Annotated in this window: 18 protein-coding genes; 3 read left to right on the top strand and 15 right to left on the bottom strand. The window is 45.8% G+C overall.

The annotated features are described in order from the left end of the window. Positions 1-28: 28 nt before the first annotated feature. The 12 genes from MKY19_RS24550 to MKY19_RS24605 all read right to left on the bottom strand — a co-directional run bounded on the left by MKY19_RS24550 (position 29) and on the right by MKY19_RS24605 (position 17,930). Positions 29-865, bottom strand: coding sequence for an aldo/keto reductase (locus MKY19_RS24550; protein WP_042191319.1), 837 nt, complete (start codon positions 863-865; stop codon positions 29-31). A 207-nt stretch (positions 866-1,072) separates the two neighbouring features. Then, positions 1,073-5,926 carry an S-layer homology domain-containing protein gene (locus MKY19_RS24555; protein WP_339798318.1) on the bottom strand — a complete coding sequence of 1,618 codons (4,854 nt, stop codon included), beginning with the start codon at positions 5,924-5,926 and terminating at the stop codon, positions 1,073-1,075. A gap of 78 nt (positions 5,927-6,004) precedes the next feature. Next, positions 6,005-7,279 carry an extracellular solute-binding protein gene (locus MKY19_RS24560; protein WP_339266839.1) on the bottom strand — a complete coding sequence of 425 codons (1,275 nt, stop codon included), beginning with the start codon at positions 7,277-7,279 and terminating at the stop codon, positions 6,005-6,007. Between the two features lie 111 nt (positions 7,280-7,390). Continuing rightward, positions 7,391-8,995: a response regulator gene (locus tag MKY19_RS24565; protein WP_339266841.1), complete on the bottom strand. Its 1,605-nt coding sequence runs from the start codon at positions 8,993-8,995 to the stop codon at positions 7,391-7,393. Continuing rightward, positions 8,992-10,788 (bottom strand): sensor histidine kinase, encoded by a 1,797-nt coding sequence (locus MKY19_RS24570; RefSeq protein ID WP_339266843.1) that lies wholly within the window; start codon positions 10,786-10,788, stop codon positions 8,992-8,994. Before MKY19_RS24570 ends, MKY19_RS24565 begins: the two co-directional genes overlap by 4 nt. A 152-nt stretch (positions 10,789-10,940) precedes the next feature. Next, entirely contained in the window at positions 10,941-11,624 is a 684-nt protein-coding gene (gene pgmB, locus MKY19_RS24575) for a beta-phosphoglucomutase (RefSeq protein WP_339266845.1), read from the bottom strand. A gap of 1 nt (position 11,625) precedes the next feature. Beyond that, a complete protein-coding gene (locus tag MKY19_RS24580; RefSeq protein ID WP_339798321.1) occupies positions 11,626-13,977 on the bottom strand; it encodes a glycosyl hydrolase family 65 protein in 2,352 nt (783 codons plus the stop codon). A 31-nt stretch (positions 13,978-14,008) separates the two neighbouring features. Next, positions 14,009-14,824 carry a carbohydrate ABC transporter permease gene (locus MKY19_RS24585; protein WP_339266848.1) on the bottom strand — a complete coding sequence of 272 codons (816 nt, stop codon included), beginning with the start codon at positions 14,822-14,824 and terminating at the stop codon, positions 14,009-14,011. Next, positions 14,825-15,775, bottom strand: a complete 951-nt coding sequence (locus tag MKY19_RS24590; protein WP_339798323.1) for a sugar ABC transporter permease — start codon at positions 15,773-15,775, stop codon at positions 14,825-14,827. A 233-nt stretch (positions 15,776-16,008) separates the two neighbouring features. Then, positions 16,009-16,464 (bottom strand): cupin domain-containing protein, encoded by a 456-nt coding sequence (locus MKY19_RS24595; RefSeq protein ID WP_076286056.1) that lies wholly within the window; start codon positions 16,462-16,464, stop codon positions 16,009-16,011. A 102-nt stretch (positions 16,465-16,566) separates the two neighbouring features. Then, entirely contained in the window at positions 16,567-17,502 is a 936-nt protein-coding gene (locus tag MKY19_RS24600; protein ID WP_060621782.1) for an SPFH domain-containing protein, read from the bottom strand. Further along, positions 17,502-17,930, bottom strand: coding sequence for an NfeD family protein (locus tag MKY19_RS24605; protein ID WP_076300470.1), 429 nt, complete (start codon positions 17,928-17,930; stop codon positions 17,502-17,504). The genes MKY19_RS24600 and MKY19_RS24605 overlap by 1 nt, the downstream gene beginning before the upstream one ends. 599 nt (positions 17,931-18,529) lie before the next feature. On the opposite strand from MKY19_RS24605, the gene MKY19_RS24610 reads away from it, so the two are divergent. Further along, a complete protein-coding gene (locus MKY19_RS24610; RefSeq protein WP_339798325.1) occupies positions 18,530-20,458 on the top strand; it encodes a glycosyl hydrolase family 18 protein in 1,929 nt (642 codons plus the stop codon). Between the two features lie 78 nt (positions 20,459-20,536). Next, positions 20,537-22,747, top strand: coding sequence for a glycosyl hydrolase family 18 protein (locus MKY19_RS24615; RefSeq protein WP_339798327.1), 2,211 nt, complete (start codon positions 20,537-20,539; stop codon positions 22,745-22,747). A gap of 119 nt (positions 22,748-22,866) precedes the next feature. Here the strand turns inward: MKY19_RS24615 and MKY19_RS24620 are convergent, their stop codons facing one another. From MKY19_RS24620 to MKY19_RS24630, 3 genes are all read right to left on the bottom strand, one after another. Then, positions 22,867-23,508, bottom strand: coding sequence for an XTP/dITP diphosphatase (locus tag MKY19_RS24620; protein ID WP_149644743.1), 642 nt, complete (start codon positions 23,506-23,508; stop codon positions 22,867-22,869). A gap of 1 nt (position 23,509) precedes the next feature. Continuing rightward, positions 23,510-24,268, bottom strand: coding sequence for a ribonuclease PH (rph, locus tag MKY19_RS24625; protein ID WP_042130710.1), 759 nt, complete (start codon positions 24,266-24,268; stop codon positions 23,510-23,512). 164 nt (positions 24,269-24,432) lie between these two features. Continuing rightward, complete coding sequence (locus tag MKY19_RS24630; protein WP_339248666.1) at positions 24,433-25,557, bottom strand: GerMN domain-containing protein; 1,125 nt, start codon at positions 25,555-25,557, stop codon at positions 24,433-24,435. Between the two features lie 272 nt (positions 25,558-25,829). On the opposite strand from MKY19_RS24630, the gene MKY19_RS24635 reads away from it, so the two are divergent. After that, the gene (locus MKY19_RS24635) at positions 25,830-26,438 is read left to right on the top strand and encodes a phosphatidylglycerophosphatase A (RefSeq protein ID WP_339798329.1); all 609 of its coding nucleotides are present in this window, start codon (positions 25,830-25,832) and stop codon (positions 26,436-26,438) included. Positions 26,439-26,734 lie beyond the last annotated feature (296 nt).

The following is a 26,734-nucleotide window of genomic DNA, read 5'->3' on the forward strand; positions in this document are numbered from 1 at the left end:
CTTGCTGTTTGGCTTGTATTCGTAATTTTTAGAAATTAAAATTGTCCGGATCCGGACCGAAACGATGGTCTCTGTTCAAATCTTCGATAGCTTTAACATCCTCATCACTTAACGTGAAGTCAAAGAATCCCGCATTCTCCTTGATTCGATCCGCATGTACTGATTTCGGAATCGTAATGACGCCTTGCTGCAAATCCCAACGAAGTACAATTTGAGCAGGGGTCTTATCATACTTTCCAGCCAGCTCTTTAAGGAGGGGGAGATCTAAGTTCCCTTGCATTAGCGGACTCCAAGCTTCAAGCTGGACTCCTTGCTCATTGGCATACTTCAGCAACTCGCGCTGAGTCAATAGCGGATGGAATTCCACCTGGTTTACCACTGGAACTACGCTAGTGTCCTCGATGATATCCTTCAGATGATGAATCTGAAAATTGCTCACACCGATAGATTTGATGAGACCCTCTTTTTGCAGATGAATCAGAGCCTTCCAAGTCTCCCGATACTTTCCTGCCACCGGCCAATGTATGAGATACAAATCTATATAGTCCAGCCCCAGCTTGCGCCGGCTAACCTCGAACGCTTTCAGCGTTGATTCATAGCCTTGATCAGGGTTGCGCACTTTCGTCGTAATAAACAGTTCATCACGGGCCACTCCACATTCACGAATAGCCTGACCTACACCTTCTTCGTTATTGTAACCTGCAGCCGTATCAATACTGCGATATCCAAGCTCCACTGCGGTCTTGACCGCGTGAATAACCTCTTCCCCATCTTTAGTCTGATACACGCCAAGGCCTAGCCACGGCATGGTCACTCCATCATTTAAAGTCGGACCTCCCGAGAACGGTGCATTCAATTCACTCATCTCTTAACCCTCCAAGCTTATTGTTATTTCATTAATCTTACTTAACCTAAATTCACGCTTCAGAAGCAAGCGCTACCACAAAAGTATAGCAGACTGCTTCATCATTCCCAAAATCCTCATAAAAAACAGGTGCTGAGTAAAATCAAAAGAGGCTTGCATCTTACCCGCAAGCCTCTAACTTGTTTATCCAACTAAATTATTCTAATCTTATTTAGACATTCTCAAAAGCAGGGTCACCGCTTCCGCTCTCGTCACCGGATCATTTGGAGCAAATCGGTCATTTCCTTTACCTTGGATCAGACCTGCCTCATATGCCGCTGCTGCATAATCTTTTCCCCAGGCAGGAATTTGATCAGCATCAGCAAAAGGCAAGCTTGTCTTCGTACCGCTCTTCAAATCGAGTGCACGTGCAACCATCGCTACAAATTCGATCCGGGTCACCTTACCATCAGGACGGAAAGAATTATCCTCGTATCCCTTAATAAGTCCAGATTTGACTGCACTGGAGATGTAAGTTTTCGCCCATGACGGAATGCTAGTTGCATCTTCAAACGGAAGAGTTGTAGTATCCGTATCCGAGAGTTTCAACGCACGGCCAAGCATAACCATCAGCTCACTGCGTTTCACCACAGCATTCGGACGGAATGTTCCGTCTTCATAACCCTTGATAATTCCACGTTCTATTGCGGTAACAATAGAATCGAATGCCCAGTGATTCGAAATGTCCGGAAATTTCGGTAGATGAACCGAACCTCCGTTGTTTCCGGTGTTCCCGTTATTACCATTATCGCTGGTGTTTCCGCTGTTGCTATTATTACTATTGTTACCGTTGTTGCTATTGTTTCCGTTATTGCCCGAATCTTCATTTGCCTTGATAACCGTTAAAACAAACGTCTTTTCAACCTGAACGCCGTCTTTTTCCAAAATTGCTTTCAACGTCACTGGAGTAGAAACAGTCGGGCGCTTCACCTTACCCGTATTAGAAATTATATTCGGTTCGCTTGAAGACCAAGTGATTGAGCTACCGCGCTTTCCTTCCGCTCTCAACACCACGTTTTGGGTTACCGAGTCACTGGAGTCGCCGGTAGCAAATCCAATGGTAAGCTCCTCTCTATCAAGCTCTACATCGGTAGGCTTAGGTAGATCACTCAAAGTGATTGCTAATGTTTTTGTACTGAGCGGAACGGTAACGATACCTTTGGCGTTATCAACAACACCCTCAGAAGACTCCAGAATGTTGTTAACCATACTAGGCAATTGAATGCTGATTTGTGCATTGCTCGTATCAGCCTTGGCTTGCTCCAGACTGGTCGTAAATGTAACCACAAGCTGGTTTGCTTTTCTAACCACATTGTATCCTACTCTTCCACCTTGGAATGCAGGATAGTTCTGAACATCCACTACCACATTGTTGTTCTTATCGGCATCCGTAACCCACTCTTTAGGAATACCACGTCCCACAATAATTTCGTATTTTGTGTTCTGATCGTAGATACGCTCAGTGATCAGCGAGTCCACCAATACCTTTGAATTGACGGCCTGCCCCCACATATGCTGGGCCGATCCGCCACCGCCAGGCGTATTACGCACACCAAGTTCATCATTGGTTGCCGTCCAAGGGCTAGATTCTGCGGTAGGGTAAGCTACGCCTTCCCACCAACTAAACGGTCCACTCATGGAGTTTTCAATCATAAACTCGTAAGCTTTAATCCCCATGTCTCTGTATTTCTCACCGCGAAGCGCGGCGCTACCGTAACCGGCGTTATACGCACTGGAGTAAAAGCCATGCGGATAACCGCCAAAGTTATAAATAGAATCGGTTGTCCCTTCCTTGACGCGTCGATCCATACCATAGGTATAAGTATCATCTAGCATCGTCAGGTTGATATTGTCCTCTGGCTGGTTCGCACCATACAAATATCCATCCCACAGCCATCTTCCGAAGAGGAACATGGAAGCCCAGTTGGCATCACGGGAGTCCTTCATCCGGTTCTCGTCATTACTTTGCACAACAGATGCAGGAATATAGTTTAGTGCTTTGTCGGTAATTGTTTTTTGCAATTTATCCGTAAAAGCAGCGAGCAGATCCTCGTATTGAGCGTTAGCCCACTCCGCCTCTGCCAGATAACTTGCTTGGCCTTTCACCTTATACAGCTCACGCGCAATATATTCATAAGATGCCAATCCTGTCAGAGCGGAGTAATTGTCAATCGTCCAATAGCCCAATGAATCTATGGCTTTCGTTTCTTTCATAATTCGGCCATCTCCAGCACGGTCGCTTTCAATGCTTCTTGCTCCGAATTTTACCCGCTTATCGAAAACGGTACCCTCTGATCCGTCATCCGCTTTCATCTTTTCATCAAATAAGGATGTATCGCCGGTTTTGCTCAAATATACAGCATACGTCCACGGAAGCTTCCAGTTGGCATCCCAGAACAGGTTCGGGTCCACTTGACCGGTCTCGATGTTAATTCCGCCGGTAAGAGGTATGCTTTCCAGATACTCTCTTGCGTGTGCAAAGTCACCGCTCTGAATCAATTGAACAACAATCCCGATGGTATCGTGAGAGTAAAGTCTGGCATAACCATTCTCACCCACATGCAGATAATTGCCGTCTTTAATAATCATATTGTAAATGTAGCCTGCTTTAAAAGCATTGACCAGCTCTTTATTCGGCAGATCGATATCAACTATTGTGGACAGTCTGTTATTCCAGTAGGATTTCATCTCACTGTAGTTGCTATCAAACGTACCTAGTTTCGACACTTGCTCTCTCGTTAAGGATGTAAAGCTCGTTTTTCCCGCATCGAAATATTCATACTTATCCCCTTCAATAGCAAACTCTCTGACAACAGTCTCACCAGGTTTGATCGTATAAACTTCGTTTGCAGCCTGATTCATCGGAACCAGATTGGCAGATACAACCGGCAGCAGGCGCGTCTCATCCGAATGATTGGTAACCGTCATTCTGGAATAATTAATCACGTAGTCCTTGCTTTCTACCGTCTGCTTGTTGCCAAACGATTCAATTCTATAGTCCATATTATCTTTGGTAAACTCATTTATAAAGACTGGCAGATAGCCTTCGGCATTATACCATTTGATGCCTGACGTATTTGTGGCACCGAACGTAACGATTTGTTTCGTTGCCACAAACCCATTCTGCATAGGGCGGGTTCCGCCGATCTGATAGGATCCGTCAAGGAAAGCCAGCGTGGCGTTCTTGTCACCCTCAAAACCAAAACCAGCCGTCATTTTAGGGTTCAATTCGTACTGATATTTCATTTCCAGTTGCAATCCATCCATTGCATTCAGTACTTTTGAATACACCTTGATTCGTTCTTGCTCGGATGCACCGATATTCAAAGCTTGTGCTTCCTGGATCGCTTGATGCAAAGCATCTGCCGACTGACTGGTGTAGCCAATCAGGGCCGCTTGGCTGATTGTCTTCATCTGTTTAGCCATTACATCCAGGTTCGTACTTAGCACTAGGTTATTAAAGGCTGTTTGCACCTGATTTAATACCGTATCAAGCTCTGCCTGTTTAACATCCACATCGTTCAAGCGCTCATGAGCGCTGCTCAATGCTATCTCCAAGGAAGACCAGCTCTGGAGCGTGTAAAGTTGTCTGTTATATTGCTTAAGCTCTTCAATCAAGCCCTGCAGCGGGGCCCGATCCACGTTACCCTCTTTGACAATTCTCATGATGCCTGTGCCCAGACCTGCTTCAGATTTAAAGACACCTGATGCCGATTTACCAAAGAACTCCTTTTGAGATTCAAAGTTTTTGGACATAATGACCCAGCGGTATTCCCCGGAGCCCCGCTCTTGTTGAGTGAGAACGAGCGCATATCGCGTATCCTGAAGGAGACTGTAGCTAAGCTCCGCAGTAGTGAGTCCTCCGTCCACAATCCGGTTTTTGTCCACTGTCGTTTGGACTAGCGGATCTCCAGTCGGCAGCCCTTCACTGTTTACTGCATGCAACTTGATAATCAAGTCGCTCACAGGCTCTTTATATCTTTTGACATTGACCTGAACATACTTCATATCAACAGCTTCCTTCACTGTGAAGGTTTGATATCTGTCCTGTTGATCGGTTTTTGCACCGAAAGTATACTCCTTGAACGCTTTATCCGTAAAATCGATTACAATGTTCGATTCTCTCTTCACCAGACCAAGCTGCGCTGCTACCAAAGCATTGATAGCGCTGTCAACTTCCGTCTGCGTTGCCTCTGTTCTATCAAGCATAAGCTTGGTAGCTGCCAGCGTATTCACCAGAACTTGCCACGTCTCATTTGTATAAAGACCTTGTGTCATATTGCTAACTCGGTTGTATTCATTTTGCAGCGCCAATTTATCCGCAAGTGCCATACTGCTTAAAGCGAGTCCAGAGAATGATATATTTCCGTTCTTCGCGACAACCTTTGTCAAACGCCCTTCAATTTTCAGCTTCACATTCGCAGGCACGTTAACTTGATATTTATAGTTCTTGGAAACAGAATCGCCGTATACGCTTCGGGTTACCGAGAGTACATCGTCAGTATAGATATTGAGATCTACATCCGCTTGCCATAACCCAAGACCAAATACTAGGGTGGAATCCTGTGGCTGCGCTGCTACTTCAATGTCCCAGCCAACATTGTTATAGCTTCCTTTGTCTCGACTGGATTTTGGATAAAATAAACCCGTCCCAGTGTCATTTAATCCATATTCAAATCCTGGCATACCATTACTCCAGGTATAGGACATGTAATCGGCATCGGTGCCTCTGTTCAACTTACCCTCAGTTGCTGTATCTCCATATACACTGAAGGTAACTGAATTAGGGCCTGCCTTCTGAATTCGTTGAAGCTGATTCAAATTATCCGCTTTAAAATGTAGCCAGTCGATATCTCCCGTTTGTGTTAAATTCAGTGGAAACTCACCATTGACCACGCCTTCATTAATCTTAGGAGCAGGTGCTGCGGGTGCTGCCTGCATAGAGTACACAGGACCGATGGATGTGATGAACAAGCACATGAGTACAATCTTTGAAATGACACTGTTAAACGACTTTTTCATTTTCCCCTTAGACCTCCTTAAATGATTGTGAAAAAAATGGTTGGACTTTGGTTATGGCAAAGTCCAACCGTTTGATAACTAGTTTTCACCGTATTTACTTTGAAGATCATTCAGCAGCTTTTCAACCGTCAAGCCGTCTTGCTTAAAGATGATTTCCTCTACGCCTTTAAGCAGATCGGCATGAAACGCTTTGGTTTGTTCAGGGTAAGCAAAGGGCATACCGACTTTTTCCATATTGTCGAATACCGCTTTCAATTCAGGATTCTTCTCCAAATATTTAGGAAGCAGGGAAGATACTGCCGGTGAATATCCAACTGCCTCAATTGCATTCAATTGTGCTTCATCACGCAGCGCATACTTGATCACTTGCATAGCTTCTTCCTTATGCTTGCTGCCGTCCAGTATCGACAAGCCGTGAGAGTAAGCGCTTTGTGCTTCTACCGTACCTTTAGGCATCGGCAGAGCAATCAATCCCATATCAGGGTTAGCTTCTTTCAAATGACCTACATACCATGGACCAGCCGTGGACATAGCCCCTTTTTCTTGACTGAATACTTCGCCGTCCCATGGAGCCCCTACTTCGATTGGAGCAATAGCAACCTTATTTTTGAGGAAAAGGTCCACGAAGAACTGCACACCAGCTACGTTTTCTTTGGAATTGATCGTTTTTCCGAAGCCCCAGTCTCCGCCGAAAGCGTGAACATATTGAGTGATGTGGAATGGATCGATACTGCCGATAATACCTTTCACACCATCTTTAGTCATGGCTTTTGCCAACTCAACAACCTCATCCATTGTTTCTGGATATTTAGTGATTCCGGACTTTTCAAACATCTCTTTGTTGATCGCCAGCATAGAAGTAGAAGAATCATAAGGAATTCCGTAAAGTTTATTATCATCTGTCCAGCCTTTGTACAGCGATCCAGTAATACGTTCTTTATCAAACCCCACTTTGTCGATCATCTCATCGAGTGGAGCGAGTACGCCTTTCTTGATATACTCATAGTTTCCTTCATCCGACATAGCAATGATATCAGGCCCTACCCCGGCAGCAATCGCCGTTGGAACCGCTTTCCAAAATTCATCACTGGTTGGGTACATTTGCATCTTAACTTTAATGTTCGGATATTCTTTATCAATGCCATCCACCATAAATTCGAAGTTCTTTTGCTCGGACGCATTAGCCCAGTATGCCATCGTGACTTCGACGGTTTCTTGCTTCTCCGGCTTTGCCGCTCCGGCGTTGTCTGAAGCTCCGTTGCCAGAGTTACCGGTATTAGATTTGGTTCCACACGCTGCCGTAGACAGCATCAACATCAGAGAGCACAATAACAGGACTGACTTCTTTCTCATTTGTCACTACCCCTTTTATTTAAGAAGATTCACCGTAAGTGGTGTTATCTTCATCTTAGCTACACAGCAATCGAGAGCAAACAGAGGATCTTTACATATCTTTGTGATTTTTTACTTTCCCATACTAGTCTTACGGTATTCGTTCGGAGGGAGCCCATAAATCTTCTTAAAGCTGATATAGTAGTTGTCAATACTGTTAAACCCTACCCTCTCCGCAATCTCATACGTTTTAAGTTTTCCTTCTTTAAGTAGCTCTAGAGACTTTTTCACACGATAGCCGTTGATATATGGAATCAGCATGGAACCCGTTTGCTCCTTAAAAATACGACTCAGATAGCTGTTGTTCAGACCGACATAACCTGCTAGCTCATTCAGTGTCAAATCTTGATTGTAATTCTGGTGAATATAATCAATGACCCTTTTAATCTTGTAGTTCGTAGATGTCGCCGCATCCGTATAACTCTCCTGTAGACTCTCCAACTCCTGGATCAGCAGCAGATGAAGATGCTCCAAACGCTCGGCTGACATAATTTCCTGCATCCCGGTATAGTCTTCCTCCCCACTGTCCTCCTTCATATGGGACTGAATCTGGCAGTGGAGATTCACGCACATTTCCAAGGTGGCATGCCGACCTAAAGATCTCTTATCCTTGATCGTAGCAAACATCTCATGAACTATGGCGATAGCAGAAGATACGTGCTTTTCATCCATTTCCTTGCGGATACGCTGTTCAAACAGGGTAAACAGTGCCTTATCATTCATTTCCTTGATGCTGCCTGGTTCGTAGACAACAACGTTGCTGCAATCCTCATAAAATAGCATTTCAGCAGATTCCTGAGCTTCATGATAGGCTTTGGGAATATCAAGCAGACGGGCATGCAGCCCGCTGATAAGAAAACTAACTTGTATGTTCAAAAACTGTTTCAATGTCTTTTCAATTTTACGGATAAGTCCCCAGCGTTCTTCAAGAATCTCATTCATACTTCTGATGCCGGAATACGTTTTTATAATAACCAGCTCGTTCGGACTCATCAGAAACAGCTCTAGCTCGCTGTACCGATGCAGCACCTCTTGCAAAATGTTGAGGATCGAAAAGCCGAGTAAATGCTCCATTCCCTTATTGTAACGTTCCTTCACCTTGTCATACTGATCAATCAACATGACGATGCAAAGCACATTAGGCTGTTTCAGATTCAAATCGTACAGCTTTGTCTTTTGCTCAATTTCCCACTCATGACGAACAACACCGATCGCTAAATCCCGTAAAAAAAGCGTTTTCAACTCATTTCGGTTCTTCTCCATATTTTGCTGTAAAGAAACAAGATGATCTCCCACAGGCTGATGATTCACCTGTGCCCGGACACGCTCCAACGCTTCAAATACAGCGGACTGGGTTAGATTCGGTTTATGAATATAATCGCATGCACCTAGCCTAAGCGCCTCTTGGGCATACTCAAACTCATTATGGCTGCTGAGAATAATAACTTTGCAGGAATGTTTGGCATGCCGGAGCTGCCTTAGAACCTCAAGCCCATCCATCAGTGGCATTCGGATATCCAAAAAGACCACATCCGGATGAAGCTCATCCATTTTCTCCAAAGCCTCTTTACCGTTTGCAGCTTCGCCTACTAGGTAATAGCCATGATGCTTCCAGTCCACAAATGTCTTAAAATTCATTCGAATAAAGGACTCGTCGTCCACAATCATGATTTTCATGCGTATCCCTCTTTCCTTGTTCCAGCGTAGTTCTGAGGATGCTCCATGGTAGGAATCAGGATAAGAACGGTGGTTCCTTCCCCTTTTACGCTATTTATAGTCACCCCGTACTTTTCTCCAAAATGAAGCTTCAATCTTCTGGAGACATTGCCCACACCAATGGAATTCATCGTTTGACCGTCTGACATTTCCTGTTGCAAGAGCCTACTTAGCTGTTCCTCCGAGATTCCCATCCCGTTGTCCGAGATCGTAAACTGAATATCGCTGCCTTTTCTCTGCACGCGTATACTCAAGTTATATTGACGGGAATCTTCTGCAAAGCCGTGAAACACCGCATTCTCTACAAAAGGCTGCACCATAAATTTTAACGTTCTGCATTCCAGAACATCCGGTGCAACATCGATTTCAAAATCAAACACATTGAAATACCTGAGCTGCAGCAGTTCCAGGTAGCTGTGTATAAAGGACGCTTCTTCCTCAATAGAAACAAACTCCTGAGTATTACGTGTGGAAAAGGACAGAACTTTGATCATGTCATCTACTGTTTCCGTAATGTTGTTCGCCATTTGAGCCTGCGCCATCCATTTAATCACGGAGAGCGTATTATAAATGAAATGCGGATTAATTTGATTTTGCAGCGCATTAAGTTCTGCACTCCGCTTCTTCTTCTCTTCAATCTTGGTTTGCTCAATCAAATCTTTGATTTCGACAGTCATTCGGTTAAAGGTACGCGACAGATGCCCTACTTCATCCAGACTATCCTGCTGAGCGGTAACATCAAAATCCCCCTTCTCTACCTTTCGCATCAGTCGATTGAGTCTTCGAATCGGATTGGAGATACTGCCGGATACTAGATAAGCAGTTACGAATCCCAGCACAATCAACAAAAGAAGCAAGAGTGTAGAAAAATTGCGTATCTGGTTACTTTCGGCGAGCAGCTTGTCACGAAGAACGATGCTGTAGAATTGCCATCCAGACATATTGGATTCATCGTGAACAACATAGTAGTTCTCATTGTCCGGCTTCATTTTTGCCATGACCTGACTATATTCCATCCCAATCATGGCCGGATCTGAGCTGAACACTACCATCCCTTCATCATCCACGATGAACTGGTTTACATCCTGTTTGTCATCCAGTCCGCTGAATAGCTTTTCAAGCTTATCCATCCGGAAATTAACGAGCAGCACACCAAGCTTCTGATAGGTGCCCACATCCACTAGTACACGGCCTACAGATAGTACAGGACGAGGCTTGGCATACATTTGTTTCTCCTCGTGCATGCCGACCAGAATGGGTCTCTCCGCATTATCCACAATAGTTCGGTACCATGATTCATACACCGGACTATATCTATAATTGAATGTCGTATCATAACCCCTGCGGTAGATTAATGAACTATTCACAGGGTAGATCAGAATAGAATCGATATCTGGATTAAATGTCATCAACTCTTTAAAAACGTTGTCACTTATGTAGCGGTAATCCATACTTTTTTCAAAAGTCTCATAGGTTACAGTAGAATAATCTTTCGACAAAATTTGCATCAGCCTTTCATCATAAAAAGGCTGCTCCGAGGATTTGAACATGCTGCTAACAAACGAGTCCGCAGTGGATACCATCTGCTGATTGGTCTCCTGAAACGATTTCACAATGCGGGATTCAAAAACAGACATAGCGTATATGTAAAAGTAAATACTAATGACCACGAGAGGAACAATCATCAACAGCGTGTAGGTCAAAAACAGCTTTTGCCGTATATTGCGATCCCGAAACCGACTCCATTTCCGCATGAAGAGATTCCTTCCTCCTGTAGAAAATTGTTGTATTATGACGAATCAATCTTATGTCATATCCTGGTTTGCTTCAATAGCAAACTATGTAAGCTGAACTATTCATACGAATTCGTTCAACTTACATAGTATTTTGAGATTTAACTTTTAAGTTAGCGTCCGGCCATATGCTGCTGAATCTCGGACAAAGATAGCTTCGATGTTTCCGAGATAATATAGTCCGCTTTCGACAGAATCTCAGCATCACCAACCCCTACGGCAAACATCCCCGCACTTTTTATCGCCTGAACTCCAGCCTCTGCATCCTCTACTCCAACACAATAATGGGGATCAACCCCCAGCTCCTCCGCTGCCTTCAAAAAAATATCCGGAGCCGGTTTCCCATGGGCTACATTTTCCGGATCGGCAATCACATGAAAATATGAATCTACCTTCAACTGCCGTAGCAGTGTCCCGGCATTACGGCTGGCCGAAGCTAACCCGATCGGTATTCCGGCATACTCGAGATCATGGAACAAATCCAGGATGCCTGGCAATATTTCAGATTTATCCACAGTCTGAATCAATCGCTTATAATTGTTGTTCTTCCGATCAGCCCATTCCTTTTTTTGTTCCAAAGTGAAGGCTGCACCGCCGTCCGGTAGTTGACTCAGTATTTTTTCCAAGGAAGCCATGCGGTCGATCCCCTTGAGCTGCTCATTAAATTCCAGGTCAAAGGGAATACCCAGCTCATCTGCCAGCTGTTTCCACGCTTCATAATGATATTTCGCCGTATCGGTTATCACTCCGTCCAGATCAAAAATAAAGGCTTGAATCTCCTGATGTTCTTTATTCACTTCACTTAGCCTCCTTCAAGTCTGTAACGATACGATCCTTCAACACGTATTCCCAGCCATGAATGAGCAAGGTAAGCTCACCCAATCCTGAAGTTAGGCGCTCCACCTCCAGCTTGTCACGGGTAACCGTCACCTGCAGACGCTCACCCTGCCAGGCAAGCGGGAAAGACAAGCGCTCCCAGGCCTGTGGAAGTTTCGGGTTCAGGCGAAGAGAGCCCTCCCAGGAACGAACCCCGCCAAAACCCATGATCGCTGCCTTCCAAATGCCGCCAATCGAAGCAGAATGAATACCTTCATCGCAGCTATGCATGTTCGTACCTAAATCAATGCGGGCTGCCTTGGTAAACATATCGTAAGCCAATTCCAGTTCATTGACATCGCTAGCCAGCATACTGTGCGTGGATAAGCTGAGCGAAGAGTCATGCAACGTTTTCGGCTCATAATAATGCCAATTCGCCGCTTTAGTCTCTTTAGAGAACCAGTCTTCCAGTAAGTAAAACAAAACGAGAATGTCCGCCTGCTTCGAAACCTGTATTTCACTGAGCTGGGGCATGCTGTAGTCGGCAAGAATGGAAGCCACCTGCTCCTGATTACGGTACTTCTCCAGATCAATAATTTGCTTGTTCAAATAAGTATCGTCCTGCGGAATGATGAACGAATGCATATCCGGCTGCGGCAGATAGATCTGCTTGGATTTATCCTCCCATTCCTTCAATCGCTCGGTTACAGCCAACTTACTTTCCAAAGTCAAATAAACATCGCTTTGCGCTTGCATAAGCTTGCGGGAGCATTCGATTGCTTTTGTCATATTCCAGTAGGCCATATAGTTGGTGAATGCATTGTTAGAGACATGTTCCTTATATTCGTCCGGACCAATCACATCACAGATATGATACTTCTGTTCCTTATCGCTCCACTCCAGCCGGCTTGCCCAGAAGGTCGCTGTTTCGAATATAATCTCATATCCGTACCGATCCATATATTCCTGATCACCGGTAGCCTGATAATAATGCCACACGCCATATGCCACGTCCGCTGTAATATGCTGTTCGATTTTGCCTGTCCAAATAAAGGTTGGCTTTCCGGTAACGATATCTACAGGGCCCCACTCTGGCGTCTCTTCCTCGCCGGTTGCTGCGGATTCCCAAGGGTACATCGCGCCGCGATAACCATTGTCACGCGCTTTTGTTCTCGCACCGTTCAAGGTGTGATAGCGATATTCCACCAGCTTACGGGCTGTTTGCGGGTCCATATACAAAAAGTATGGCAGAATAAAAATTTCTGTGTCCCAGAATACATGTCCCTTGTATCCCTCTCCTGTAAGTCCTTTGGCACCTACAGAGAAACGACTGTCATGGGCAGGTGTCATCAGAAGCAAATGATACTGTGCAAACCGGATGGCCAACTGATCAAAGGAGTCGCTGCTCTTGATCTCAATGTTCGTTTTAGCCCATACACTTTTCCAAGCCTGCTCGTTTTCATTGAATAGTACATCAAAGCCTTTTTCTGCCTTCTTGCTGAGATATTCCCGGGCGGTATCCTGCAAAGCTTGATGCGCGGCCCCCCGATCTCTCCACTCCTTATCATAACTCGTATGCACCGAAGCCACTTTATCCAGCGTAATGCACTTGCCTACTTCCGCTTTAAGCTTGTAAGTCAGTGAAACTCTTCTGCGATCCATGCTCGGAGCTGGCGCAGTTGTAAGACGTCCCCCCCCCTCATACATCTGATGGACACACGTATGTACAAATTCAATATTCGACTCCGATGTCGTTGCGGTAAGCTGGAGCAGCTCTTTATCAAACACCCTCCGCTCACCTTCTATAAAATGCTGTGCGCCCGAATTTGTCATCTGCCCGTTGATACCGGAACGAATTGTAATTTCCGCGGATTTCGTCAGCGGGGTGATTTCCACCCGCATACCCATTAGATGCCGGTCCTGTAGCGATACGAACCGCAAGAAAGTCATCTTAAACTGATCGCCGTTCTCATCCTCCCAGAGGATGTCACGCCGGAGCTCTCCTTGCCGTAAATCCAGCTCCCGACGGTAACTGTGAATTTTCCCTTTTTCTAAATGAAATGGTTTACCGTTCAGACGGATATCGAGCTGCACCATATCTGCGCCATTCGGAAGCTCAGTAACCTCCTGATTGGCAAAGCGGTTAAACGCTCCTGCAACAAACAAGTTGCGGCGTTCACCCGGATAGGACTCCTCTGTAGCAGCTCTTAGCCCAAGATATCCGTTACCCTGACAAAAAATTGTTTCAAACTTCCCTAAAAATCTAGCGTCAAACTCTGTTTCCGCAATCACCCATCCGTCATCGAGCGCATTCAATCCTGTATATTCAATCACTTTACATCCTCCTGTCTGAACGTATTCTGTATTAACCTTTCAATCCTGTAGTCGCAATGCCTTGCACCATATGGCGCTGGAACATCAAAAAGACGATAATGATTGGCAGGGTCAAGAGTACAACACCAGTCATCGTGAGGTTTGGCCATTCAAAATAACGATTCTTAAGTGTGTTCAGACCAACAGTCATTACATACCAACGACTGTCATTCACCAAGGTCACCGGCCAAACGAAAGAGTTCCATGTACCGGTAAAACTGAATATAATCTGTGTCCCGATTGCACCTTTGGATAACGGAAGCATAATCCGGTAGAAAATACCGATCTTGCTTAATCCGTCAACCTCCGCTGCCTCTTCAAGTTCCTTCGGCACGGTCAAGAAGAATTGACGCATCAGAAAGACAAGGAAGCCCTGGAACAGAAATGGAATAATGAGACCTTGGTAGCTGTTAAGCCATTTCATATCAACGATCATGGAGAAAATCGGAATAATCATCACTTGGTAAGGCACCATCATCATCCCGATCACTAGGAAAAACACTACACCTCTGCCCCGAAAATTAATACGAGCCAAGGAGTAGGCAGCCGTCGTATTAACAAACAAGTTACCAATCAAAATACCGAACGTTACGATGATCGAGTTTTTATACCAAATCAATATATCGGAAGTTTCGAAGATGTCCCTGTAGTTCTCAAATGTCCACTGGCTTGGAAGCACAAGATGCCCGATGTCTGCTTTGGACAAAAGTGAAGTATAGATGGCATAACCAAACGGTACGACGAAAAATATGGAGAATGCGAACAGTAGTACATATCGTAAAATTTGAGTTTTCCGGCTATGCATCATCTAAATCTCCTCCTTAAGAAAGCGTTTTTGAAGCATGGATAGCGCAATAATAAGGGCGAAAATAATAAATGCAGCCGCACTACCGTAACCGGAACGATTGAAGCTGAATGCCTGACTATAGAAATAGGTTACTATCGTGCTCGTTGCGCCGGCCGGACTTCCGAGCGAGCCGTTTCTCGCCAAGGCATAAGGCTGGTCAAAAAGTTGCATGACGTTAATAATCCCGGACATGATGACAAGGAAGGTCACTGGTTTCAACATAGGTACCGTAAGCTTCCAGAACTGCTGCCATCCGTTCGCTCCGTCCACACGTCCTGCTTCATAAATATCGTTTGGAATGGTTTGCAATCCCCCCAAGTACACGACCATGTAGAATCCCACATAAGTCCAAATCGTCAGAATCATCAAAAATGGAAGTGCATACTTAACGTTGGCATACCAAGAAACGTCGGGGAAACCAAACCAAGTCAGCAATTGTGTTGCAATCCCTTCATTCTGCATGAACAGATACATAAATACGGTCGTCACTGCAATGGTTGAGGTAATATAAGGCATGTAATACAGCGTGCGGAACACACCTTTAAAGCGCATCACCTTGTTCAGGTTTACTGCAATCACCAAGGCGATGATTGCTTGCAGTGGTACCGCTACTACTGTCAACAATAAAGAATGGCTCAAGGCCGTCCAGAAGTCCTTATCCTGGACAATCTCCGCATAGTTTCCGAATCCAATAAATTTTGCCGCATCCGGATTTAGGAAGCTAATGTCCTGGAAGCTGTAAATTAACGATTGAACCAGCGGGTAATAAAACCAGATTCCCATCAAGATCAGGATGGGGGCGACAAACAAGTAGCCTACGAAATTTGATGAACTTCCCAATTCGGACAATCTTGACCCGAATCCGCTTTTTGACTTGTGTAGAGAGAGATTAGTTTCTAAATTTGGCTTCATGGTGTTACTCCTTCCACTTACGAACCCCTTGTTCGTATGTTTTTAGTAACTCCATCATATGAATTGCCCGGTTCTACTGGAATAGAGGATATTTACAAGACTCCGAGGATTTTTACATTGTGCATTTATGGTAGAAGAGGACTTAATATTTGGGGTAAAACAAAAAGTAGCGAGCCTCCCAAGATAGGAGACTCGCTACTTTTTGTTTTACCGTTTTGAAAGGATAAAGGGGTTTATTTCTCAATCAGTTTGAAATCATCAAAATGGAATTCAGGAGAAACGATACAGGATACCAGTACTGGTTCTGATCCTAACGGGCGAGCCGCCTGCCATACGCCTGCTGGAACTACTACCTGCGGCTGTTGACCTGCAGCAATATCGAGACCCAGAATAACTTCCTGCACATTCTCAGGCTTATCTCCATTACCTCCGAGACTAAGAACTATTGGACTACCGGAATGCCAGAACCAAACTTCATCGGACAAAACAGTATGCCAATCAGATTGTTCCCCCTCGTGAAGTAGAAAATAAATTGAAGATGCCGAATGGCGCGATCCGGAATAGCTATCCCCAAGCACTTCCTGCGGAATTTCAAATTCGGAGTTCCAAAGTCTTTTGTACCAACCGCCCTCAACATGGGGCTGTAATCCGAGCAGTTCAACTAACGGTGAGATTTCTTTTTGTGTCACGGTAGCTTCTCTCCTTCAAAGTTTGCATGAGCAACAATAGCTTCGTATGCATAAGGTTGTTTTTGCTTTTTACTTTAACGGAAGAAGCACGAATTGTAAAATCTATTTACTATCCTTGCTCGCTTTGAATACCTCAGCGATCGCCCCAAGACTTCCCAGCGTTTCAACAGCGCTTGTCGGCAAGAACACTTTATTTGCAGGACCTTTGGCGATTTCAGCCAGAGCCTCGAAGGAGCGATATGCGAGCACCTGCTCATCCAGACCTGCTGAGCGAATCAGCTCAATGCGTGATTTTTCTGCTTCAGCCACGGCTTGAATTGCTTTCGCCTCACCATGAGCTTCCAGCTCCTGTGCTTGTCTTGAACCCTCTGCTTGGCGGATACGTGCTTCCTTGTCGCCTTCTGCCTTCAGAATCTTGCTCTGCTTATCCCCTTCAGCACGCAGGATCATATCTTGCTTGGCAGCTTCCGCTTCCAAAACAATCGCCCGTTTGCTCCGCTCCGCTTTCATCTGCTTATCCATTGCTTCTTGAATATCGAGCGGCGGCTTGATATCGATGACTTCCACACGCTCGATTCTTACGCCCCACTTCTCTGTAGCTTCATCAAGCGCCAGACGAATATCAGTTGAGATTTTTTCACGCCCAGACAGCGTTTCGTCCAATTCCAGCTTACCAATAATTTGCCGCATTGTTGCCGTTGAAATGTTTCTTACCCCATATACATAATCGGAAATGCCATACGTAGCTTCCTCTGGTCCCACTACCTGATAGAAAATAATCGTGTCGATCTGCACCTGCACGTTATCCTTCGTGATCACCGTTTGCGGAGGCACATTCGCTTGTTGAATCCTTAGATCATGGTAAGTACGCACCTGATCAATCACAGGTATCAGAATGTTCAGACCCGGCGTCAGTAGACGATTGAATTTACCCAGACGTTCCACTACACCTACCCGTTGTTGCGGTACGATTTTGATCGTTAATGCTACAAATACTACGACTACCACTAGAATAATTGAAATAATTGCCCATTCCATTAGTTCATGTCCCCCCATCGTTCTACTTCGATAATGGTTGTGCCTCTCTTCACTACTCTGACTACTTCGTCCTTGCCCAAAGACTGGTCAGAGCTCGCGCTCCACGTATCTCCGCCTACCTTCACTTGCCCATAGCGCCCTTGCTCAATCGGCTCAATGACGACTCCTTGCCTGCCTACGATTTCTGTGCCTGTATCCTTGAACCCACGTGAACTGCGAAATTTAGAAACCAGTGGTTTCGAGAATATAGTCAGACCAAGTGCGACCAGTGATCCGAGGATCACCTGAAACAAAATGGCTTCAGGAACAATCAACGACACCAAACCTGCGGCCAACGCACCAATACTAAGCCATAGCAAATAAAAAGTAAGCGTCATCATCTCTACAACAAACAGGACACCGGCTGCGATCAACCAAAACACAACCATCGGTGAACCCACCACCTTCCTTATGATACTACTATAACGAAAAGAAACAGCGATGCGTTGCATAGTTCCGTAAAATTATTGCAGGCATGTATATAATTTATATTCATAACATCGGAGGTTATGTGTTCTGCATGAGTTTCCTTAAAAAGAGGACATACACCTTTTCTATCAAAGTTCCCAATAAACAAGTATCCATGAATTAGAAAAATATCCCCCTATATTACTGAATTTTATCCCTAGCATAATCGCTCTCTATGCTTGAAAATAAGAAATGCCTTCACCCATAAATAAGAAATTAATCCTAATTATTGAACTTCAAACCCACTCTTCTACTCACCCTACACCCCTTCAACAATGTTACATTTACAAGTTTATCAAAAAGGAATCCTTAAAACAGCAGTTTAGAAAGCGCTTACTTGTTGTGTAAGCTTTATGTGGACCGCTTTTTTTGCTGCTAAATCTATGAAATGGGTGTCAGTAGAATGAGAGATTTGCAAGGGTGAAGGTACAGTGAATTTCAAACTATGGGAGGTGAAGGTTGGGATTTCTTGCCGAAAAGAATTTCGAACTACACATTGAACCTTGGAGGTATAAAATCAATGATATTCACGAAAAAAAGTTCACGTAAGACCTTTGCGATCGCGATGATCGCCGCGCTTGTTCTTACACTTTTTTCAGCCCTGGGTAGTAGTGCCAAAACGGCCAACGCCGCACAGGATTATAAACTGGTTGGTTATTACGCTTCTTGGGCCGCTTACGGGCGGGCTTACAATGTATCAGATATCGATCCCACCAAAATGAATGTCATTAACTACGCCTTTGCAGATATTTGTTGGAATGGTATTCACGGCAACCCTGACCCTACTGGCCCTAATCCGGTAACTTGGAGCTGTCAAAATGAGCAAGCACAGACCATTAACGTTCCGAACGGCACGATTGTACTGGGTGACCCGTGGATTGACACCGGAAAGAGCTTTGGGGATGACAAATGGGATGATCCCATCAAAGGTAACCTGAAGCAGCTGTGGAAGCTGAAAGAAAAGAACCCGAACCTGAAAACGTTGATCTCCGTTGGAGGCTGGACCTGGTCGAACCGCTTCTCGGATGTGGCGGCTACGGCCGTAACCCGTGAGGTTTTTGCCAACTCTGCGGTAGACTTTATTCGTAAATATAAAATGGACGGAGTCGATCTCGACTGGGAGTACCCAGTCAGCGGTGGGCTTGCAGGCAACAGCTACCGTCCCGAAGACAAGGAGAACTATGTCCTTCTTCTGCAAAAAATCCGTGAGAAGCTAAATGCTGCCGGTCAGACCGACGGAAAAACCTATCTGCTGACCATTGCTTCCGGTGCAGGACCGACGTACGTCAATAACAATAATCTTGCAGGTATTGCTTCCATTGTTGACTGGATTAATATTATGACCTATGACTTCAACGGGAGCTGGAATAAGACCACCGGTCACAATGCTCCTTTGTACTATGATCCAGCCGCTTCTGCATCAGGCCTGACCGAACCGCAAAATTTCAACGTCGATAACGCAGTATCCAGCTATTTAGCAAATGGCGTACCCGCGAACAAGTTAGTGCTTGGTATGGGATTCTATGGCCGTGGTTGGGGAGGTGCTCCTGCCGCAGGAAATGGCCAATATCAATTGTCCGCTGGTATTTCGTCCACGGGTACATGGGAAAAGGGCAGTTATGACTTCTATGACCTCGAAGCTAATTACATTAACAAAAACGGCTATACCCGTTATTGGAATGACATTTCTAAAGTGCCTTATCTCTATAATCCAACAAACCAAACTTATATCAGCTATGACGACGTAGAATCTTTTGGCCATAAGATCAGTTATCTCAAATCAAAAGGCCTAGCGGGTGCCATGTTCTGGGAGACAAGTGGTGACCGGAACAAAACACTGACCAACAAGCTGAACGCCGACCTTGGCGGAGGAGTGGTACAGCCGACACCGACACCAACCGCAACAACAACTCCCACACCATCGCCTACGGCAACAGCAACTCCAACCGCAACTCCGACTCCTACGGTAACTCCAACGCCGACAGCTACTCCAGGACAATGCGCAGCGGCGTGGAACCAGACTGCCGTATATACTGGCGGCCAGCAAGTTTCTTACAACGGTTCAGTCTATGAAGCTAAGTGGTGGACTCAAGGCGATCGTCCCGACCTTAGCGGTGCTGCTGGAGTCTGGAAATTCATCAACGTATGCGGGACAGCAACTCCGACTCCGACGGCAACAGTGGCACCAACCGCAACTCCCACACCAACGGCCACTGTAACACCGACAGCAACAGTAGCACCAACCGCAACAGTAGCACCGACAGCAACTCCGGCTCCAACCGCAACTGTAGCACCGACCCCTGGGAGTTCTAGCTGGATTGTAGGAATCGCTTACAAAACGGGTGACATCGTTAGCTACAACGCCAAAACGTATACTTGCCTCCAGCCCCATACTTCACTTCAAGGCTGGGAACCAGCGACCACACCCGCACTTTGGAAGCTGAATTAAGACTCATTATTAACGCGAAAGGATCACCGTTCCTAATCTACTCCCGCAGTTATATTATCCCTTTTGGAGGAATGTTAAATGAACATAAGTACACGTAATAGGCGAAGTAAATCCGCACGCTACATTGCGGCCTTAATGAGCGCCATCATTCTGCTTCCGCTATACACAAGTGCAGGTGGATCGTCGCAAGTAGTCTTAGCAGCAGGGACGACGCCTACTGCTCCAGCTCCGGCTGCAGATCATCCGCGTAAAATTGTAGCTTACTTCCCGGAGTGGGGAGATCAGGAGAACAAAGGATTTTATACTGTCGATAAAATACCGTGGGGCAAAATCACTCACATTAACTATGCGTTCGCCAAGGTAAACTCTCAAACGAACAAGATTGATCTGATGGACCGTACAGCAGCTATCGAAAAAGACTACCCTGACCAATTAACTAATTTGCCGTATAAAGGACATTTTAATCAACTCGTAAAGTATAAGCAGTTATATCCCGATGTCCGCACCCTAATTTCGGTTGGTGGTTGGTCGGGTTCTGGTGGTTTTTATAACATGGCCAATTCGGAAGCTGGCCGCGAGACCTTTGCCAACAGTGTTGTGGATTTTCTACGTACCTACCAATTCAACGGTGTGGACATTGATTGGGAGTACCCATCCGGTACTGGTCAATCCGGTAACCCGAATGACTTCGGTGTGGCGGAGCCGCTGCGCACAGTGAATTACAACAACTATGTTCTCCTCATGAAAAAGCTTCGTGAAAAGCTGGATCAGGCTGGCGCACAGGACAATCAGAAATATGATCTAACCATTGCTGCAACCGCCTCCTCCTGGATTCTGGGCGGAATGAAGCTTGGGGAAGCTAACCAGTATTTGGACTGGGCGAACCTTATGACCTATGATTTCCACGGCGCTTGGAATGGATATGTAGGGCCGCATTCCGCCCTGTACCCGGATTCTCGTGATACTGAAACAGCTGCGCTGGGCACTCCGGTTCTGAATACCGACTGGGCTGTTCGATACTATTTGGGTACGCTTCCTCCAGAAAAAATCGTCATCGGAGTTCCTTATTACTCACGTGGCTGGAAGAATGTAAATGGAGGCATCAACAACACCGGTCTTTATGGTACAGCTCCTACAACCGGAGGTGGAGCCGACGGCGTATACGGAATCTGGAATGATCCTGCACCAGAGCAGCCGGCTGGCGCAAATCCAATCTGGCATGTGCTGAATCTGCTCAAAGATCCAGCGAACAAACGTTATTTCGATCCTGTTACCAAAACTCCATATTTGTTCAACGCAGACAAGAAGGTCTTTCTTACGTATGAAGATAAGGAGTCACTCGGCTATAAACTGGATTATATCAAGCAAAAAGGCTTGGGAGGGATGATGTTCTGGGAACTGACCGGCGACTACTCTGAAAAGAGTGATGGCACTTACACGTATGGCAACTCCTTGACCGATTTTGCCTATGACCAGCTTAAGACAGCCTCTCTGCCAGGTGGAACTCCGAAGCCACAACTACCTGCACCTACGAACTTCAGTCTTAGCTTCAGTGGCGCATACGATCATCCGAATTATACCTACTCCCTGAAAATAACGAATAACACAGGCGCGGATATCTCCGGTGGCTGGAAGCTGGAATTCGATCTACCGACAACAACAACCTTGACCTCTGCATGGGGAGCCGGTACTGTAGAGCAAATCTCTACGGATTGGGACTTTAATCGCTATCGTATTACCGGGACTGCATCTCAAACGATTGCAAACGGAGCCACACTGGAAGTTCCAGGCATGATGAAGCTGAATTTCTCGGGTGGTCCTCAGCGAATTACACTGAACGGAAGCTCGTCCCAGCAGGAATACGACAAACTGTATGGAGGCATCACTCCAACGCCTACACCTACTCCAACAGCGACACCGACACCGACAGCAACACCAACGGCGACGCCAACCGCAACGCCAACACCGAAGCCCACTGTAACACCGACGCCGACTGCAACCATAGCACCTACTCCAACACCAACCGTTGCACCAACTATAGCACCTACTCCAACGCCAACCGTTGCACCAACGCCGACACCAACTACAGTACCTACTTCAACACCAACCGTAACACCAACGCCAACTGCAACACCGAGTCCAGGAGTATCTGCCTGGGCAGCGGGAGTCGCATACAAAGCGGGTGATAAGGTTAGCTACAACGGGTTAACGTATACATGTTTACAGCCCCACACTTCACTGCTGGGCTGGGAACCGACCGCTACACCCGCACTCTGGAAGCTGAACTAATTCAATAAAATTATAAGCCTAGCCTTACAAATCAAAAGAAGCTTGCAAATCAAGGTACACCCCTTGGATTTGCAAGCTTCTTTATTTCATCTCATATGCGACCGCATAGAGATGTAGGATTAGGAATTCAAGTCATCTGCAGCTGCCAGCTTCTCCGTCAGCAACCTTAGCGCAGTGCCTCGGTGGCTAATCCGCTGCTTCTCTTCGAGCGTTAGCTCGGCCATCGTCTTTTCATATTCCGCTAAGTAAAACAACGGATCGTAGCCGAAGCCTCCACCACCAGCAGGTTCGGATGTGATCCATCCCTCCACTGCACCTTCAGCGGTTAACTCCCGTCCTGAGCTTGGATCGTATAAGGACAATGTACAGACAAACCGAGCTGTACTTAGCAAAGGCTGTCCGGTATCCTCACCCTGTTTTAGCTTCTCAAGTTCGCTAAGCAGCTTCAGATTGTTCTCTTCATCTCCTGCATTTTCCCCTGCGTAACGTGCAGAGTACACACCCGGTTGGCCATCCAAAGCGTCTACGCAAAGACCCGAATCATCAGCGAGTACCGGGATTCCAAGGGCGTCACCTACGGCTTTGGATTTTTTAAAGGCGTTCTCGGCAAAAGTGGCTCCGTCTTCCACCACATCGGGCAGATCCGGATAGTCGTACATACTTTTCACTGTCAGCCCTAACGGGGCAAAAGCATGCTCGAATTCGCGTACTTTCCCCTTATTCTTCGTCGCAACAATAAGAATACCGCCGTCAGACTTCATGCTACACCTCTTGGCCCGGCTGGCCAGAAGGGATTTTCAGAGCGATCGCTCCAAGCGCTTCTTTCTGCGCAGCAATCAGTTCATAGATTCCCTTCTCACCTAGACCCAGCAAAAGATCCAACTCTTGACGAGTGAACGGTCTTTCTTCGCCAGTCCCTTGAAGTTCAACAAAGGCACCACCGCCAGTCATAACAACATTCATATCTACTTTTGCTTTGGAATCTTCTTCATAATTCAAATCGAGCAGCGTTTTATCCCCTACAACACCGACACTGATTGCTCCCAAGAAATCTGTTATAGGAAACACAGGCAACTTGTGCTGAAGTGCAATTTTGTTAATAGCAAATGCCATAGCAACAAAAGCACCTGTAATCGAAGCGGTCCGCGTACCACCATCCGCCTGAATCACATCACAATCCAGCGTAATACTACGCTCGCCTAACGCTTGTAAATTCACTACGGAACGAAGCGCTCGTCCGATCAGCCGTTGGATCTCCATAGTCCGTCCGGTAAGCTTACCACGTGCAGCTTCACGCTGATTACGGGATTGAGTTGCCCGAGGAAGCATCGAATATTCAGCGGTTACCCAGCCTTTTCCTTGCCCTTTAAGAAATGGAGGCACTTTTTCCTCCACAGTAGCCGTACAAATGACTTTGGTATCTCCCATTTCAATGATCACGGAGCCCTCAGCATATTTATTCGTTTGGGTTGTTATTGTCAGCGGCCGTAATTGGTCGTCGTTTCGCCCGTTTGATCTCATCTTTTCTGCCTCCTACATCGTATAGCTAAAAGTTTAGCGTGAGTCCCATTGCCCCGTCATAAATACCGAGTAGCACAATGCTTGGGACGTAACGTCTTTTTGAGCAACTTTTATTCTACCAAAGAGGAGGCACAAAAGCATCTTTTAAACCTTACAGGGTCATTCTATAACGGGATCTCATTCAAATATTCAGGTGCGGAAACAGGTTTGCTGTAGTCCACATTATCTGTATCCGTAATCGATTCCTTGCCGTTCAAGCGAATTTGTACCAGAGAATCATCCGAATTTTGCGCAACCGTCAGTACGACCGATTCCAGCATTTCAGCGGGTACACCTTTACCATCTGTGAACATATCATCCGTCAAGGACACGGTAACTACACCGTTCTGCCCAGCATCAACGGAATCAAGTATCGTCCCCTGTGTCATGACCATTTCCAGCCCATTTCCGGATTCAGGACCTGCAATCAATTCGTTCAAAGCAGCAGTCAGCTGTTCTTGTCCGGCGGGTACAAATCGGGTTACAGGTACATAATATTGGATACCGTCAGGAGATGTTGTGGAAAAATAAACAGTAACCGCACTGGAGTTCATCAGAAGTGGACCTTGCTTCGGCAAGTTTATGCCCATTGTGCGGGTTAATGGACGATCCAGCGGAGTTCCTTGAAGCGGCATCTCTGTGAGCTTTTTACCATCTACCCAGAGCTGTACACTTTTAATGTCATCTTGACCGGTCAGCGTCCAAGTGATAGCTTCGAGGATTTTACGTTCCTCTAAAGGATCATAGTTATTGAATTCTTTATTAAATTCCACGACAGCTAAATTCGACTTCTTATCTACCGTAATATTTTGAACTTCCGTTCCAGCTGGAAGAACGCCTAGGAAGCCTTCAGGCACTGATGAGGCATATTCTCCCTTGCTCACTAATGCCATTAACGAGTTTTTGAGTGCGCTGGAATCTTTGCTCTTTGGCAAGCTTAGGGATACAGGAGCGAGTAATCCATTACCATCTTCCAAAAATACAGTTGTGCGATCTCCGGAAGCATTGCCCTGTGAAGTTTTGGTGCTGCCTTTAACCGCTGTCTGTGTATCATCCTGTGTCACAGGACCGAATACACCTGAATCCAACGTAGTATTTCCACTAGTCTGTAACATTTGTGCTTCAACCTCTGGTGGCGGAGCATCAATCGATGCCGATTCTGAACCAAACAGCCCACAGCCGGACAGTGCCAGTGGAACTGCGAGTAAGCATACTGCGGAGATTCCGCGGATTTGTTGCATAGGTTTCATCATTTATTACCCCTTTCAAGGTTAGATATCATTTGTACTGCTATGTATACGAGACCTTTGTCCAAAAAATAACAACAGCTTATCCTAAATTGTTGGAAAAGCCTGTGAACTACTTCTTCATCTCAAGTAGGGCCTGGATTTCAGTTCGCTGAAACTTCCCTCGCTGGACAAATACTTCCAGTAAACGTACAATCTGAGGTAACAACAGTCCTTAACATCATACTAACGTTTGCTGTAATGAAATGACTTACTAAACAACGAGGTGACTGAACATGGCTGATGACAAAATCGAAAAAATTCCGTACAGTCTGAACAGCAAGGCCGTCGCAGATGCGACCAAATTCTGGCTGAACAAGCGTGGAGTAACCCTGGAAGAAATCGCGGAACTCGTTATGTTCCTGCAACAGAAATACTATCCGAATTTAACGATGGATGAATGTATCCATAATGTAGAGATGGTGCTTAGCAAGCGAGAAGTACAAAATGCTGTACTAACAGGCATTCAATTAGATGTACTGGCAGAAGAGGGCAAGCTGTTCTCCCCACTTCAAGATATGATCGAAAATGATGAGGGATTGTACGGCGTAGATGAGATTCTTGCCTTCTCTATCGTGAACGTATACGGCAGTATCGGATTTACCAACTATGGCTATGTGGACAAGCTGAAGCCAGGCGTTCTTCAAAGGCTAAATGACAAAAGTACCGGACAAATCCACACCTATCTCGACGACATCGTTGGAGCCGTGGCGGCGGCAGCCAGTAGCCGAATCGCACACCGCAAGCAAGCGGAGCGCGAAATTGAGCTGGATCTGCCTCACACACCAGAGGATCGCGAAGAGGCCGCTAGGAAACTTGCGGAATATGATGAAACTCCGGAGTGAGGAGTTTTAGGTACACCTGAATGATGAGTTTCAGATCGACTATATGAAACTCTGAGGAAAAAGCGATTGTTTCACAGCCCTGCGGGCTGTTGAGACAATCGCTTTTTTGTGGGTAGCGGACGAGGAGTTCTACGATGGTGCTTCTACTATGGGGGTTCTACGGTGGGGATTCTACAGGAGCTCGTTGCCTATAGGGAAATCCTCCCTATAAAATAACGACTTTGGCTCAAATCCAGAGATTATACGGAATTCTTCCCTATAATCTCTATGAAAATCTCAATCTATAGCCAAATCAG

The sequence above is a fragment of the Paenibacillus sp. FSL R5-0744 genome, assembly GCF_037972555.1.
Taxonomy (GTDB): Bacteria; Bacillota; Bacilli; order Paenibacillales; family Paenibacillaceae; genus Paenibacillus_AQ.

What these genes read in the sequence shown, in the direction of transcription:
- MKY19_RS24610 (WP_339798325.1), top strand. Translation starts at nt 18,530, where the DNA reads ATGATATTCACGAAAAAAAGTTCACGTAAGACCTTTGCGATCGCGATG.
- MKY19_RS24635 (WP_339798329.1), top strand. Translation starts at nt 25,830, where the DNA reads ATGGCTGATGACAAAATCGAAAAAATTCCGTACAGTCTGAACAGCAAG.
- MKY19_RS24585 (WP_339266848.1), bottom strand. Translation starts at nt 14,824, where the DNA reads ATGATGCATAGCCGGAAAACTCAAATTTTACGATATGTACTACTGTTC.
- MKY19_RS24600 (WP_060621782.1), bottom strand. Translation starts at nt 17,502, where the DNA reads ATGGAATGGGCAATTATTTCAATTATTCTAGTGGTAGTCGTAGTATTT.
- MKY19_RS24615 (WP_339798327.1), top strand. Translation starts at nt 20,537, where the DNA reads ATGAACATAAGTACACGTAATAGGCGAAGTAAATCCGCACGCTACATT.
- MKY19_RS24630 (WP_339248666.1), bottom strand. Translation starts at nt 25,557, where the DNA reads ATGAAACCTATGCAACAAATCCGCGGAATCTCCGCAGTATGCTTACTC.
- MKY19_RS24565 (WP_339266841.1), bottom strand. Translation starts at nt 8,995, where the DNA reads ATGAAAATCATGATTGTGGACGACGAGTCCTTTATTCGAATGAATTTT.
- rph (WP_042130710.1), bottom strand. Translation starts at nt 24,268, where the DNA reads ATGAGATCAAACGGGCGAAACGACGACCAATTACGGCCGCTGACAATA.
- MKY19_RS24620 (WP_149644743.1), bottom strand. Translation starts at nt 23,508, where the DNA reads ATGAAGTCTGACGGCGGTATTCTTATTGTTGCGACGAAGAATAAGGGG.
- MKY19_RS24555 (WP_339798318.1), bottom strand. Translation starts at nt 5,926, where the DNA reads ATGAAAAAGTCGTTTAACAGTGTCATTTCAAAGATTGTACTCATGTGC.
- MKY19_RS24560 (WP_339266839.1), bottom strand. Translation starts at nt 7,279, where the DNA reads ATGAGAAAGAAGTCAGTCCTGTTATTGTGCTCTCTGATGTTGATGCTG.
- MKY19_RS24590 (WP_339798323.1), bottom strand. Translation starts at nt 15,775, where the DNA reads ATGAAGCCAAATTTAGAAACTAATCTCTCTCTACACAAGTCAAAAAGC.
- MKY19_RS24550 (WP_042191319.1), bottom strand. Translation starts at nt 865, where the DNA reads ATGAGTGAATTGAATGCACCGTTCTCGGGAGGTCCGACTTTAAATGAT.
- MKY19_RS24605 (WP_076300470.1), bottom strand. Translation starts at nt 17,930, where the DNA reads ATGGTTGTGTTTTGGTTGATCGCAGCCGGTGTCCTGTTTGTTGTAGAG.
- MKY19_RS24570 (WP_339266843.1), bottom strand. Translation starts at nt 10,788, where the DNA reads ATGCGGAAATGGAGTCGGTTTCGGGATCGCAATATACGGCAAAAGCTG.